Source organism: Methylacidimicrobium tartarophylax, assembly GCF_902143375.2.
Classification (GTDB): domain Bacteria; phylum Verrucomicrobiota; class Verrucomicrobiia; order Methylacidiphilales; family Methylacidiphilaceae; genus Methylacidimicrobium; species Methylacidimicrobium tartarophylax.
In genome coordinates this window covers 1-13,843 of sequence record NZ_CABFVA020000088.1, presented here as the reverse complement: position 1 = coordinate 13,843, position 13,843 = coordinate 1, and the positions used below count along the sequence as shown (strand labels likewise).

At 63.3% G+C, this 13,843-nt stretch carries 11 protein-coding genes; 5 read left to right on the top strand and 6 right to left on the bottom strand.

The genetic code is table 11. From position 1 onward, the window contains the following. Positions 1-58: 58 nt before the first annotated feature. From MAMT_RS08285 to serA, 3 genes are read right to left on the bottom strand one after another with little or no spacing between them, the layout of a single operon-like run. Positions 59-451, bottom strand: a complete 393-nt coding sequence (locus MAMT_RS08285; protein ID WP_142660511.1) for a DUF488 domain-containing protein — start codon at positions 449-451, stop codon at positions 59-61. Then, a complete protein-coding gene (locus MAMT_RS08280; protein WP_142660510.1) occupies positions 451-837 on the bottom strand; it encodes a hypothetical protein in 387 nt (128 codons plus the stop codon). The genes MAMT_RS08285 and MAMT_RS08280 overlap by 1 nt, the downstream gene beginning before the upstream one ends. Positions 838-887: 50 nt before the next feature. Beyond that, positions 888-2,483: a phosphoglycerate dehydrogenase gene (serA, locus tag MAMT_RS08275; RefSeq protein WP_142660509.1), complete on the bottom strand. Its 1,596-nt coding sequence runs from the start codon at positions 2,481-2,483 to the stop codon at positions 888-890. 221 nt (positions 2,484-2,704) lie between these two features. Between serA and MAMT_RS08270 the strand changes: the two genes are divergently transcribed. Genes MAMT_RS08270 through MAMT_RS08260 form a run of 3 tightly spaced genes read left to right on the top strand, consistent with a single transcriptional unit; the run spans position 2,705 to position 5,660 of the window. Beyond that, positions 2,705-3,454, top strand: coding sequence for a helix-turn-helix transcriptional regulator (locus tag MAMT_RS08270; RefSeq protein WP_142660508.1), 750 nt, complete (start codon positions 2,705-2,707; stop codon positions 3,452-3,454). A 51-nt stretch (positions 3,455-3,505) separates the two neighbouring features. Continuing rightward, positions 3,506-5,332 carry a GreA/GreB family elongation factor gene (locus MAMT_RS08265; protein WP_142660507.1) on the top strand — a complete coding sequence of 609 codons (1,827 nt, stop codon included), beginning with the start codon at positions 3,506-3,508 and terminating at the stop codon, positions 5,330-5,332. Positions 5,333-5,354: 22 nt separating this feature from the next. Continuing rightward, the gene (locus MAMT_RS08260; protein ID WP_142660506.1) at positions 5,355-5,660 is read left to right on the top strand and encodes an FmdB family zinc ribbon protein; all 306 of its coding nucleotides are present in this window, start codon (positions 5,355-5,357) and stop codon (positions 5,658-5,660) included. Between the two features lie 32 nt (positions 5,661-5,692). Here the strand turns inward: MAMT_RS08260 and ppk1 are convergent, their stop codons facing one another. Further along, on the bottom strand, positions 5,693-7,876 hold the full coding sequence (gene ppk1, locus MAMT_RS08255; RefSeq protein ID WP_142660505.1) for a polyphosphate kinase 1: 2,184 nt from the start codon (positions 7,874-7,876) through the stop codon (positions 5,693-5,695). Between the two features lie 167 nt (positions 7,877-8,043). On the opposite strand from ppk1, the gene MAMT_RS08250 reads away from it, so the two are divergent. Further along, the gene (locus MAMT_RS08250; protein WP_142660504.1) at positions 8,044-8,436 is read left to right on the top strand and encodes an SCP2 sterol-binding domain-containing protein; all 393 of its coding nucleotides are present in this window, start codon (positions 8,044-8,046) and stop codon (positions 8,434-8,436) included. A 40-nt stretch (positions 8,437-8,476) separates the two neighbouring features. Here MAMT_RS08250 and MAMT_RS08245 read toward each other — a convergent pair whose 3' ends face one another. After that, positions 8,477-11,572: a DNA polymerase III subunit alpha gene (locus tag MAMT_RS08245; RefSeq protein ID WP_142660503.1), complete on the bottom strand. Its 3,096-nt coding sequence runs from the start codon at positions 11,570-11,572 to the stop codon at positions 8,477-8,479. A 187-nt stretch (positions 11,573-11,759) separates the two neighbouring features. Here MAMT_RS08245 and MAMT_RS08240 point away from each other — a divergent pair, with 187 nt between their 5' ends. Continuing rightward, entirely contained in the window at positions 11,760-12,977 is a 1,218-nt protein-coding gene (locus MAMT_RS08240) for a Fic family protein (RefSeq protein ID WP_142660502.1), read from the top strand. A 146-nt stretch (positions 12,978-13,123) separates the two neighbouring features. On the opposite strand, the gene MAMT_RS08235 is transcribed toward MAMT_RS08240, so the two are convergent. Beyond that, positions 13,124-13,843, bottom strand: a 720-nt coding sequence (locus MAMT_RS08235; protein WP_342799830.1) for a Uma2 family endonuclease, incomplete at its 5' end; no start/stop codon positions are given.

Genomic DNA, 13,843 nt, shown 5'->3' with positions numbered 1-13,843 from the left:
GCCTTGCATCCAGGCCCATCCGCCGCGCCTCGGGTACGAACTTTGTGAGACATGCAGGCTAGCGCAAACTAGCTGCGTTGCGCTCGCTGTTTGCCAGCTCCTCCAGCACCTCTTGCAGGACCACCGCTTGATTGTGCTCCTTGTCCCGAGCGCCATAGAGCAGCGTAAGGGGTTGGGAGCCGGCGGCCCGGAGGCACTCCCGCAGTGCATCGGCGTGGGCGGCGAGCTCTCGCCGGTAGCGCCGGGAAAACTCTTCCCAGCGGCTCGGGTCGTGACCAAACCATTTCCGGAGCTCGCTGCTCGGCGCAAGCTCCTTTTTCCAGGCTTCCATCGGCAGTTTCTCCTTGGAGACGCCGCGAGGCCAGACGCGATCGACCAGGATGCGGCACCCCTCTTCGGCCCTGGCGGGCTCGTAGACGCGCCGGATCTGAATGCGGGGCCGCGAAGGCATCACCACTCCCAGCTAAAGAGCTCGAGTCCTCCTCCCGGGGTCATGACCTCGGTCTGACCCGCCGAATAAGGAATATGCGGGGTGTACGCAGACTTCGACATGAAGCGCCGGCCATACCCATATTCTTTGGGTGCCAAAGGGTTGATCATGTTCGGTCCTTTGCGCACGCCTTCGGGGATGATCCCCTTGAGTTTTGGCGGATGCGCTTCCGGAGGCTTCCCGGGCTTTTCGGGAAGGACGGGGACCGTCGGTCTCTTCTCGATATGGTGGGACGCCGAGGCCCCGTGGGAGGCGGGCGTTGCCGAACCGCCCTCGCCCGCCGGCTGCGCGCCGAGGAGGCCGACTCCGAGCCAGAGGCCAAGAGAAACGAGCAGAGCAATGCGCACCACACCAAGTTAACGGCAAGCGCGCGAAACGGTCAAGGGGACGATGCCGCTCAGATCTGCACCAAGCGCACGGAGTAGACGTCCGGAACCCGAAGAATCTCCTCAAGCACCTCGCTTCCCGGCGCTGCATCGACGTGAAGGACGCTGACCGCTCGCGAGCCCTGTTCGGTGCGAGCCAGCGACATGGAGGCGATGTTCACGGAGCGCTCGCCCAGGATCGAACCCACCCGGCCGACGATGCCGGGGCAATCCCGGTTTTCCAAGACCAGGAGAGCACCCTCGAGCGGCGCTTCGATCGGGTTCCCATTGATCTGCACCAGCCGCTGCGCGCTGCCCCAGAACGTGGCTCCCGCTTGGAGCGAGGTGGAGTCGACCTGGATCTCCATCCCGATCCAGTCGGTGAACTCGCCGGCCTGGCTGGTCTTGACCTCGCTGACGACGATGCCCAGTGTCTCGGCGAGATAGGCGGCGTTCACTTCGTTGACTTCGGAACCGGCCGCCTTCCTGAGCAGTCCCTTGAGCGCCGCGCGCGTCACGGGTGTCGTATCGTATTCGTTGATCTTGCCCGCATAGGAAAGAGCCACCCGGCTTATCCGGTTCGGTGCCCACTGGCCCATGAAGAGACCGAGGCGCTCCGCCAGCGAGAGGTAGGGGCGAAGCAGGGCGGCCGTGCGAGGATCGACATTGGGGATGTTGACGGCGTTGCGGATCGTTCCATTCTCCAAAAGATCGAGGACGGCTTGTGCAATCTGAATCCCGACCTGCTCTTGGGATTCCGCCGTGGAGGCGGCTAAATGCGGGGTGAGGATCACCTTCGAGAGAGAACGCAGCGGGAAGTCGGCGGGGGGCGGCTCCGGATCGAAGACATCGAGCGCGGCTCCCGCTACGTGGCCGGAATCGATCGCCTCGCGGAGGTCGCTCGGTACGATCAGCGCTCCCCGCGCACAGTTCACGATCCGGACCCCTTTTTTGCAGAGGGCGAGGCGGCGCGCATCCAACAGCCCCTTGGTTTCCGGTGTCAAGGGAGAGTGGAGGGTGAGGAAGTCCGCCTCCTTAAGGACCGTGTCGAGGTCGTCCGCAACCTGGACAGGAAGGTTTTGCACCCGAGCGGGGGAGAGATAGGGATCGAAGCAGATCACCCGCATGTTGAAGCCGAGCGCTCGCCGGGCCACCTCGGTTCCCACGCGGCCCATGCCGACGATTCCCAGCACCTTGCCGCAGAGCTCGACCCCTTCAAAGGCCTTCCGATTCCAAGCCCCCGCCCGCATCGAGGCGTCGGCCTGGGGAATGCTGCGCGCCAGGGCAAGCAGGAGCGCCACCGTCTGCTCGGCCGTGGCGATCGTGTTGCCTCCCGGGGTATTCATGACCACAATCCCGCGCTCGGTGGCCGCCGCAACGTCGACGTTGTCGACTCCGACGCCGGCGCGACCCACCACACGGAGGCGATCCGCCTTTTCGAGGATTCTTCTGGTGATCTTGGTTTGGCTACGCACCAGGATCGCTTCGCACGAGGCAGCGACTTCGATCAGTTGATCTTCGGTGAGGCCCGTTTTCTCGATGACGCGGACGGATGGATTGGCGGAGAGAAGCTCGATCCCCTTCGGGCTGATCGAGTCGGCGATCAGGATGGTAAATGTTGCGGACATAGGAAGCCCTGAAGTGTATCCAGGCGCCCTTCCTCTGTCAAAGTTGTTATTCTCGCTTCCGTTTCGACCGTGACTGCGCCACGCGTTTCGCGCTGCGCCGGACCGGCCTGCGAGCCAAACGGAAGAGAAAGCGCTTTTTCCTTTTTCCATTCAAAAAGCGATTAACGAGGCCGCCCGATCTCTGCTACAAGAAGCCCGAAAGTGTTTCCCCTTGGCACGTGATGGATAGAGCCAACTCCTCCCCGATCCGGAACCAGAAGTACGCGATCCTCGCCGAGATCAAGCGGAGCGACGGCCTTTCGGTTGGAGAGCTCGCCGAGCGGATGAACCTCTCGTACATGGGGGTCAAGCAGCACTGCAATAGCCTGGAAAAGGAAGGGTATCTCTCCACCCAGCGAAGGGCGAAGCGGGTAGGCCGTCCCGAAAAGCTCTACGTTCTGACCGAGAAGGCCGGTGAATTTTTCCCCCAAGAGGGGCCTCCTTTCGCCCTGGAGCTTCTCGAATCGATCGACGAGATCTACGGATCCCTGGCGGCGGACCGGATCCTCCATCGCCTTTTCCGTCGCCGGACCGAGGCTCTGCGCCCACTGATTTCCGGTTCGGCGCCCTCCGAGCGGGCGCGGCAACTGGCGCAGGCTCGCGAGAAGGAGGGTTACATGAGCCGTTATGAGCCAAGCGGGGCGCCCCACGGTCAGGTCCTGGAATTTCACTCTCCGATCCAGGCGATTCTCGATCGATTCCCTCAAGCTCGAGAGTTCGAGCGACTGCTTTTCGAGCGGCTGCTTGCCACGCGGGTGGAGCGGCGTGAGGATCGGAGCGCGGGCGGAGGCAAGGTCGCCTTTCTCCTCCTCGATTCCGAAGAGCGTAAGCCCATGGCAGCGACGGGAAGTGTCGTGGAATCCCTGCCGGAACCCGAGAGGCAAGTTGGCTCGCCGTCGCTCTCGTCTCTTGCGGTCGAGGAGGACCGTTAGAGAAAAGCATTGCGGGAAACCAGATGACCAGGTATTAGTTTATATTAACCCATGCATGCTGAAAAGGCTCATCCGCTCGAGGAGGCAACCTCGGCTTCATCCGTGAAAGAATTGCCGCTATCCGTCGGAGAATATTGTCTTCATCGCAGTTGGGGGTTTGGGCTCATCCGGGAGATCTCGCTCGACTCCGGATCGGTCATCATCGATTTCCAAGAGAAGCCGCGCCACCGGATGCAGTGGGAATACGCGCTCCAGTCCCTCGAGCCGGTGGCACGGGCTCACATCTTTGTCGTGAAGACCGAGAAGCTCCCGATGCTTCGGGAGCAGGTCACATCCGATCCACTGGCGGTGGTCGAGCTCTGCGTCCGCAGCCTTGGGGAGGGGGCGACGGCGGAAGCGGTCCAGGAGGCGCTCTCCCCCTCGGTCATTGCCCCGGAGGCCTGGAAGAAGTGGTGGGATGGTGTGCGCCGAATCATGCGTCGGGAGGGCCGCTTCGAGGTTCCGACGAGAAAACACCAGCCGATTCGCATCGCTTCCACCGCCATCCCGGCTTGGCAAAAATTACTTCAGGAGTTGCAGCAACCGGCTTCCGGCAAGTCTGCGGTCGAAGCCGCGCGGTCCCTGGTGAAAGCGGACGAGGCTTCCCCGAGCGGCCGCGAGCAGGCGGTCTCGGCGATCGATGCGATTCTTTCCTCCCCGAATGGCATAGCTTCCGAAGAAAAGCTGGAACTCGCCGTCATCCGGGACGAACTCCTGGCGGCGATCGGCAAAGAGCCGGAGCAGGGCGCCCTTGCCGTATCGCAATGGCTTCCGGAAGACGGTCCTTCCCTTCGAAAGGCGTTGTCGTCCATGGCGGGTTCCGCCCAGAAAACGGTTCTCCGGAAGCTGGTCCAGGAACGGGGAGGGGCCATCGCTCTCCTGTTGGATCTCCTTCCGAGCGCTTCCGCGCGATCGGCGGACGCCATCGTAACGGTCTTAGTGGAGGCGGGACAGACAAACGAACTCCTGGAGCGGCTCGCGCGTGTCATTCGGGAGAGGACCATCGGCACCGAAACCCTGGCTTGGATCTGCCGTACGCGGGACGAACTCTTCCGTCCTCTTTTTCGCCCGGATCTCTTTTTCTGTATTCTCTATCTTTTGGAGCGCCAAAGCAGCGGTGTCGCCAAGAAGGGCTCCAAACTCTACGAACTGCTCACGGGGAAGCTCACGATCTTGCATGCGATTTTGTCCGAGGCCCATCTCAGCGACGCCCGCGACGTCTCCCGCGCGGCGCTGGCGAGTCCCGCCCTCCGGGAGTTGGACAAGCGCTCGCTCTTGGGTGCGATCCTCAAGAAGTTTCCCGGAGTTCAGGACTTGGTCGCGGGGGATCAGCAGCAGGATAGCGAGGCGGTTCTGATCGTGTCGTGGAGAAGCCTGGCCCAGAAGAAGAAGGAGTTGGAGAGCCTGGTCACCAAGCAGATCCCGGAAAACAGCCGGGAGATCGCGACCGCTCGATCCTACGGGGATCTCCGCGAGAACCACGAATTTAAGGCAGCCAAGGAGATGCAGGGAGTGCTCCTCCGCCGGAAGGCGGAGTGCGAGGCGGCGCTCTCCCGGGCTCGAGGAACCGATTTTTCCGATGTGGCGACCGACTCCGTCAACATCGGGACCCGGGTCCTGCTCAAAGATCTAGCCACCGGCAGCGAGCGGGTGGTCACGATCCTTGGGGCCTGGGATAGCGATCCGGCGACGGGAGTGGTATCGTATCTTGCTGGACTCGGCCAAACCCTTCTCGGACACCTGCCCGGCGACGAACTCGTCTTGCCCTCGGAAGGGAAGGAAGAGGGAGCGAGGGTCCGCATCGAGCGGATTGAAGCGGCGGGTCCGATTCCAGCGTAAGGAACGGGAACAAGGTCTGGATATGCCTACATACGAATATGAGTGCGCACAATGTGGTGCTGTGATCGAGGTGTTCCAACGGATCTCCGATCCGCCGCTGGAAGAGTGCCCCAAGGAGCTTGACGGACAGGAGGGGAAGCGCTGCGGCGGTCGCCTCAAGCGGAGAATCTCCGGTGGTGCCGGTCTTCTGTTCAAGGGGTCGGGCTTCTACCTCACCGACTACCGGAGCGAGGGCTATAAGAAGGCTGCCAAGGCCGAGAAAGAATCCTCCTCCGCCGGCTCGGCCCCTGCTCAGAAGAGCGCGGGCGAGGCCAAGCAAGCCGGCTAGCCCCTGCCATTTTCACCCACTTTCTTCCGCGGCTAAAACAAGTCCGGCTCTTCCGGGACCGGAGAGACACTCTCCGTCGGCGAGGGGAGAGTGGGACGCTGCTGCGGGACGATCGAGATCTTCCCCGGATCTTGCGGACGTTCGAAGACCAACTGGGCTCGGGCGAGGTGGCGGAGATGATACTGCGCCTGCATCGGACTCTTGCCGGCAGACGGCTTTAGGCGCAGGTAGCTTCCGTCGGGCTGCAGAACCCGCGCCTTGACGCAGTCGGAGAGATAGGTCTCCAGGATTTCGTTCGTCAGACGCTTTTTGATGTCGGGATCCTCGACCGGGAACGCGACTTCGATCCTTCGGTAGAAATTGCGCGGCATCCAGTCGGCGCTGCTCAGGTAGATCTTCGGTTCGCCGTTGTTCGCAAAGTAAAAGATGCGGGAGTGTTCCAGGAAGCGACCGACGATGCTCACCACGCGGATGTGTTCGCTCACCCCCGGAATTCCCGGGCGCAGGCAGCAGATGCCACGGACGATCAGGTCGATCCGGACACCGGCGGCGGAGGCTCTGTAGAGCGCCTGGATCATCTCCTCGTCCACCAAGGCGTTCATCTTGGCAATGATGCGCGCGGGCTTCCCCTGCCGGGCGAACGCCGTTTCGGTGGCGACCAGGTTGTGGAATGCCTCTGCCATTTGGAAGGGTGCCACCAGGAGCTTGTGGACCCCGTGGAAGCGGGAAAGACCGGTCAGGATGTTGAAGAGAGTGCCGACCTCCTTCGTGAGATCTTCCCGAGCCGTCAAGAGGCTCAGGTCGGTGTAGAGGCGGGCCGTGCCGGTGTGGTAATTGCCCGTTCCGAGGTGGACGTAGAGCCGAATCCGGTCCGGATCGCGGCGGATGATTTCAAGCATCTTGCAATGGGTTTTGAGCCCCAGCAGCCCGTAGACTACGTGCACCCCGGCTTCCTCCATTTGCCGTGCCCAGACGATGTTGTTGGCTTCGTCGAAGCGCGCCTTGATCTCGACCAAGGCGGTGACTTGCTTACCGTTTTGCGCGGCGCGTATCAAGGCGCGGACGATCGGAGAATCTCCTCCCGTCCGGTAGAGGGTCATTCGGATTCCGAGGACTCCAGGGTCGTCGGCGGCCCGCTGCAGCAAGTCGACGATGAGGCTGAAGCTTTCGAACGGGTGATGGAGAAGAATGTCCCGGCGGCGAAGAATGTCGAAGATGTCGGAGTGGGAGGCGAGATCCTTCGGGATCACCGGAGTCCACGGCCGGTCCCGTAGCTGCGGAAACGCCTCGTGGGAGCAGACCGGCAAAAGATGGAGGAAGCTGAGCGGCTCAAAATGACGGTAGCTGTCCGCTTGCTTCAGAGCGAGGGCGCGCAGGAGAAAGGCCTCCATCTCGGGAGGGCAGCTCTCTTCGATTTCCAAGCGGACGGCATTGCCCCGGTTCCGCTTGCGCAGCTCCTCCTCGACGGTCTGCAGCAAGTTCTCGGCTTCCTCGTCGTCGATGTAGAGGTCGCTGTTCCGAGTCACGCGAAAGCCGTTGATGTCGCTGATCTCGTCGCCGGGAAAGAGGCTGCCGAGGCAGAGGCCGATGACCTCCTTGAGCTGAGTGAAGCGATACCGGTTGGGTCCGCTTCCCGGCAGGGTGAGCAGCCGCGGCAGATTGTGAGGAACCTGGACGATCTCGAAGCCCGCCAGATGAGCCGACACCGGCCGGCGCAGCGTGACGATCAAGTTGAAGCTCTTGTTCGTCACCTGCGGGAAGGGATGGCTCGGGTCGACGGCCAGCGGGGTCAGCACGGGCAGGATCTCGTTGGTGAAATATCGCTCCGCCCACTCCCGCTCCTCGGCCGTCAGATCATTCCTTTGACAGAGGAGGATGCCGTTTTTTCTCAGGAGAGGCTCGACCTCCTGCCGCCAGATCTCGTACTGGCGGGCAACGAGTTGATGCGCCCGCTTTTGAATCGCCTCGAAGACCTCCTGCGGGCTCAACCCGTCGGGTCCTTCCTGATCGCTCTGGTTTTCCACCTGCTGCTTGATCCCGGCCACCCGGATCTCGAAGAACTCGTCCAAGTTCGAACTGAAGATGCAAAGGAAGCGGAGCCGCTCGAGGAGCGGCTGCGACGCGTCCGCCGCTTCCTCCAGCACCCGGGCGTTGAACTCGAGCCAGGAGAGCTCCCGGTTGATGTAATAGGCCGGGTTGGCGAGATCGAGAGGCATCTGCAAGTGTAGAGTTAAGCACGAGTTGGGCCGTCCGCCGACCGAAATCTCGACCGGCCGGAAAGCGAAGCAGCCGACGTCCAGGATCCGGAGAGGGAACGGACGCAGGGAGAGAGAGCCTGAGCGTTGACAGGGAGAAGGGATGACGGTAAGCGCAAAGGAGAGCAATGAATCCCTTTGAGCAGGAATCGGCGGATGCCTGGTGCAAGGCCATCGGAGAGAGCGAGACCTTTCAAAGAGAGGGGTGCAATTGGAAGACCCATCTGGGCCTTGTCTCCGGAGCCAAGGGGATTCTGCTGGATCTGGAGGGCGGGAGCTGCCGCTCGGCGAAGCTGCTTCCGGCCGAGGAGACGATCCGACAGGCCGACACCGCCTTCCGCTCGAGCGAGGAGACTTGGCGTGCGCTCATCGAAGGCCGGGAAAGTGTCGTGTCCGCCGTCATGGGCGGCAAGGTCCAGGTCTCTAAGGGGGACCTCTTTGCTCTCGCGGAGTATGCGTCCGCCGCCCGCTCTCTGCTCGAAGCCGCCCGGAAGGCATCCGGCAGCTTAGGAAGGGCCTAAACTGCTCGCGGGCGCCTGCTTCCCGGCTGCTCCGCCGCTCTTACCGAAAATCGTGGGAACACGGCTCGGGCAGTCCACGCGAAGGCAGAGGGGCGATCTTCTCCCCTCGGATCTGAATCGGGTCATGGGCATTCTCGAGGATTCCCTCGACCAGGAGAAAGGGCTCCAGGGAGATCAGGAGCCGGTTGGCTTCGAAGAGATCGGGGGCGACGATCACGTTCGCGATCCCCGTCTCGTCCTCCAGGGAGAGGAAGAGGAATCCTTTGGCCGTTCCCGGCCGCTGACGGCAGATCACCGCTCCGGCCACCCGCACGCGCACTCCCTGCGGGAGCCCGCCAAGGGCGGCGGCCTCCCGGGCGCCGGGCACCTTCCGGCGCAGGTAGGCCATCGGATGAGAGCCCAGGGTGACCCCCGCTCCGGCGTAGTCCGCCTGCAGCCGTTCGGCAGGAGTCATGGGCAAGAGAGGAGAAGGAGCTTTCTCCTGGCGAGGGAGGAGTTCCTCCGAAACCATGGGCCGCTCGATCTGCCAGAGAGCCTCCCGCCGGTGGGAAGCGAGCCCCTGGAAGGCGCCCAGGGAAGCCAGGAGCCGAAGCTCTCTTCGGCTCATCGGCACCCGGCGCTGGAACTCCTCGAGCGAGGCGAAGGGAGCCTCCGTCCGCGCGCTGAGAATCCGGATGCGCGTCCCTCCGGTCAGCCCCCGCGCCAAGCAGAGACCCAGACGGACCGCGCCCTCCTTCTCGATCGTGCAGGAGTCTTCGGAAAGGAGAACCGAGATCGGCCGGAAGCGGATGCCCCTGCGCTTTCCTTCTTGGATCAAGGTGGCCGGAGAGTAGAAGCCCATCGGCTGGTGGTTGAGGAGTGCCGCGTAGAACTCGGGACCATGGTGCGCTTTCAGGTAGGCGCTCGCATAGGCGAGGCCCGCCCAACTGATGGCATGCGATTCGGGGAAGCCGTAGAGAGCAAAGGAGGAGAGCGATCGGGCCACCCAGGCGATGGTGGGAGGAGGGATCCCCCTCTCCCGCATGGCCCGGTCGAGATGGTCGAGCGCCCGCTCCATTCTCCGGGGATCCCGGCGAAACCCGAGCGCCCGCCGCAGCTCCTCGGCTTGGGCGGGCGAGAAGCCGCCGAGCACCATCGCGATTTGAAGCGCCTGCTCCTGGAAGAGAACGATTCCCAAGGTCCGCTCCAGAATCGGCGCCAGCCGAGGGTCGGGATAGCGGACCGGCTCCCGGCCGCTGCGGCGGGCCAGATAAGTTCCGATCAACCCTCCGTGGATCGGTCCCGGACGGACGATGGCCACTTGAACCACCAGGTCGTAAAAGCACCGGGGGCGCAGCCGGGGGAGGATCGCCATCTGGGCACGGCTCTCCACTTGAAAGACCCCGATGGTCTCCACCCGCTGCAAGAGAGCAAAGGTCGCGGGATCGTCCTTGGGCAGGAGGGAGAGCTCGACCGGATGATCTCGAGCCCGGCAGCGCGCAAGCGCCTCTTGCAGCACGGCGATCATTCCCAACCCCAGAAGGTCGATCTTCACCATCCCGAGCTCCTCGCAATCGTCCTTGTCCCATTGGAGGACCGAGCGGCCCGGCATGGCGGCATTTTCCAAGGGGACGATCCGGTCGAGCTCTCCTTGGGCGATCACCATGCCCCCGGGATGCTGGCCGAGGTGGCGCGGCAGGCCGAGGAGCCTCGGGTAGAGCCGCAAAAAGGCCGCCTGCCGTGGATCGGCGGGGGAGAGCCCGCTCTGCCTCCCATGCTCTTTCCAGTCGAGCGTGTGGGGATAGTCCCCACCGGGGAAGAGAGCGGAGAAGCGATCCAGGATCTCCTTGGGCAGGGACAGAACCTTGCCCAAATCCCGGGCGGCACTCCGCCCTTGGAAGCCGATGACACTCGCCGTCATGGCCGCCCCCCGGCGTCCGTAACGGCGGTAGACCTCCTGGATCACCCGCTCCCGGGCCTCCCCGCTCGGCAGATCGAGATCGATGTCGGGCCAGCCTTTCCGCCCCTCGCTGAGGAACCGCTCGAAGAGCAGGCGGCCGCCGATGGGATCGACCGACGTGATCCCCAAGCTGTAGCAGACCGCGCTATTGGCCGCACTGCCCCGGCCCTGCGCGAGCATCCCCTCGTGGTTGCACCAGCGGACCAGGTCCCAGACGATCAGGAAATAGCCGGCGAAGCCAAGCTTCCGGATCACGCCAAGCTCATGACCAAGCTGCCGGCGAACCGCCGGGGAGAGGGAGCCGTAGCGCTGCCTCGCCCCGTCCCGGACCGCTCTCTCCAAGAAAGCATCTTCGCTCTCCCCCGTAGGAGTGGCATACTGCGGGAAGGAGTAGCCCAAATCCTCCAAGGAAAAGGCGATCCGGGAGGCGATCCGTCCGGTCGTCTCGATCGCTTCGGGAAGATCGGCAAAGAGCGCTTCCATCGCCTGGGGAGAGCGGAGATGCCGCCGGTCATTCGGGGAGAGGAGCGCCCCCGCCGCATCGAGCGTGGTGTGAGCCCGCAGGCAGTGGAAGACGTCGAGCAGGGGACGCTCCTCGGCCTTCGCGTAGAGGACCCCTCCCGTCGCCGCCACGGGAAGGGCGAGTTCTCGGGCCACCGCGCAGAGCGTCCGGTTGCGGAAGCGATCCCCTCGGAGCCCGTTTCGCTGCAACTCGACAAAGAGCCGCTCCCGGCCGAAGAGACGAAGGAGCCGCCTGGCGGGCTCCCCAGGGGATTGACCCCGGGCCAGCGCGCGCAGGAGCGGCCCTTCCTCGTCCCCGGTCAAGGCCAGAAGGCCGGGAGCATGGTCGCCCAGCTCCTCCCACCGGATCGCCGCCTCCCCTTTGGGGCTGCGGAGCTTGGCTTCGGAGAGAAGCCGGCAGAGGTTCCGGTAGCCTTCGCGCGTTTCCACCAGGACGGGCAGGACCGATCCGTCGTCCAAGGAGAGCTCCGCTCCGACCAGTGCCCGGAGGCCGGCTTCCCGCGCGGCGGCATGGAACCGGGGGATCCCGTAGACCCCGTCCCGGTCGCAAAGGGCAAGTCCGGGCAGGCCCAGACGGGCCGCCTCCCGGGCCAGCTCTTCGGGCCGGGAAGCTCCCCGAAGGAAGCTGAAGGCGCTCCGGGCGTGGAGCTCGACATAGGAAAACCGGCGGTGCATTGCAGAGGAAGAAAAAGAGGTCTCCCTCAATATTCTACTCAAACGTATAACTCTGCAATGTTCTTCCCTCCCTTGGCCAGTCCGATGCGACAGTCAAAGAAACAGATTGCTCACCATTCGATACGGGAATATAAGTTGCTAAAACATACTGAGCAGTAACTTACGTATTTCATAAAGAAAGACGGAAGTGCGAACATTCGAGCGAACACGTCCCTGGATCTCTTTTCAGCTCGACCTGACACGAGCCGCACCGAGATTCTGGCTGCTCTTGGGAGAGGCGGCCTCCAAGTGTGAACACCTGGTGGGAGTCCCGCTTCGGCCGGATTTTGCCCGGAAGATGCACCAGATCTATCTCGCCAAAGGAGCGCTGGCCACGACCGCCATCGAGGGCAACACGCTCACCGAAGAGCAGGTTCTTCGTGCTCTTGGAAACGAGCTCCATCTGCCGCCTTCCCAGCAATATCTGAAGAAGGAAGTGGACAACATCGTCGGTGCCTGCAATCGGATCCAGCAGGAACTCAAGGAGGGCGAGATTGTCCTTACGCGCGAAAGGCTCTGCCTCCTGAACGGCTGGGTGCTGGAGGGGTTGCCGCAGGCCGAAGAGGCCGTGCCCGGCCGGCTGCGCACCCATTCGGTCGTCGTCGGCCGCTACCGCGGGGCTCCGGCCGAGGATGGGGAATTCTTGCTCGATCGTCTCTGCGAGTGGCTTTCCGGGCCGGATTTTCGTCCTCCATCCGGGGAATGGACGATTCCCTACGCCATCATTCAGGCCGTGGTCGGCCATGTCTACTTGGCCTGGATCCATCCGTTCGGCGACGGAAACGGAAGGACGGCCCGCCTGCTCGAGTTTGAGCTCCTCCTCTCCGCCGGTCTACCCAGCGTTGCCGCCCATCTGCTGAGCAACTATTACAATCGGACGCGTGCGCACTACTACGCCCGGCTCGATCGGTCGAGCAAGAAGGGAGAGAGCCTCTTGCCCTTCCTCGAGTATGCCGTGGAGGGCTTCGTCGAGGAGCTGCGCGCGCAGGTGGCGGAGATACGGGAGCAGCAGCTTGAGCTGGTCTGGAGGAACTACGTCCACGAGCGCTTCCCCGACAAGAACTCTCCGGCGAACGCCCGGCGAAGGCGCCTGCTGCTCGATCTGGGCAAGAAGAGTGTCCCCGTCTCTAAGCTTTCGGAAATCTCCCCGCGGGTCGCTGCGGGCTATGCCGGCAAAACCCCCGTGACCCTCCGCCGCGATTGCCGCGCGCTCGAGGCGATGGATTTGCTCGAAAGGACGCCGACCGGGGTGCGGGCGAAGCAGGAGGTGGTTCTCGCGTTTCTTCCTTGGCGGGAGAAGAAGGCAGGAGCCGGAACCGACCAGTCATCGGCCGCAGCCGGTGTTTCAGGAAATCCGCTTCATTAAGCGGCAGCGCTCATTATAAGGAGATAGGGCCTGTTCAAGCCCTCCCTCGCAGATTGTCGTCATACAGCTCCGGGGAAACCGGCGCCCCGCCATGCATCCGGACCCATTCCCCGCGTCTCGGATACGAACTCCGTAAGACAGGCGAACTAGGGAGACTGCTTCCGTTCTTCTTTCCCGAGGTGCAACGCCTGTCGGATCTTCGGCATCTCCAGGGAGAACTCCGGCAGGAGCGGAGTCCGCAAGGTCTCCTCGAAGGTCTGGAGCGCGACCGGTTTTTCCGCGTCTTCCGAGAAGCGGTAGATTCGGATCGTCTCCTCCCGCCGGTCGAAAATCCAGTATTCCCGAACTCCCGCCTTGCGGTAGAGCTCCACCTTGTCGACCAAGTCGATCCGGGCCGTCGAGGGCGAGAGGATTTCGACCACGAGCGCCGGGATCACCCCCTCCTGAACGTTCGCGTCGTTGTCCCAGCTGCCGAGCTGGTCGTTGGGGATATAGCAGAGATCGGGCACCACTCCTTCGCGCTCGGCATCGAGGATGCCAGGGAAATGAAAGGCGATGTTGCGCCCCACGATCCCGGAGGGATGGATGTCAAGATGCTTCTCGAGCTCGACTCCGATCTTCCACGCCAACCTGCTGTTGCCGCCTGTTTCCTCGGTCATGAGGAGATTTCCGTGAATGAGCTCCCAATGTTCTCCCTCGGGAGTCGCGAGCCAGTCCTTCACCGTATGCGGGCCGAGAGTCGTCGTAGGCATGGTGGCTTCCTTCCTGCCGCTGACAGCATACCGGCGCCCCTGGCGAAGGGCAAGCGCCGTGGGCGGCGAGAGGGAGAGAAGGCAGGAGTCCTGCTCACCCATACTCGCCCTCGA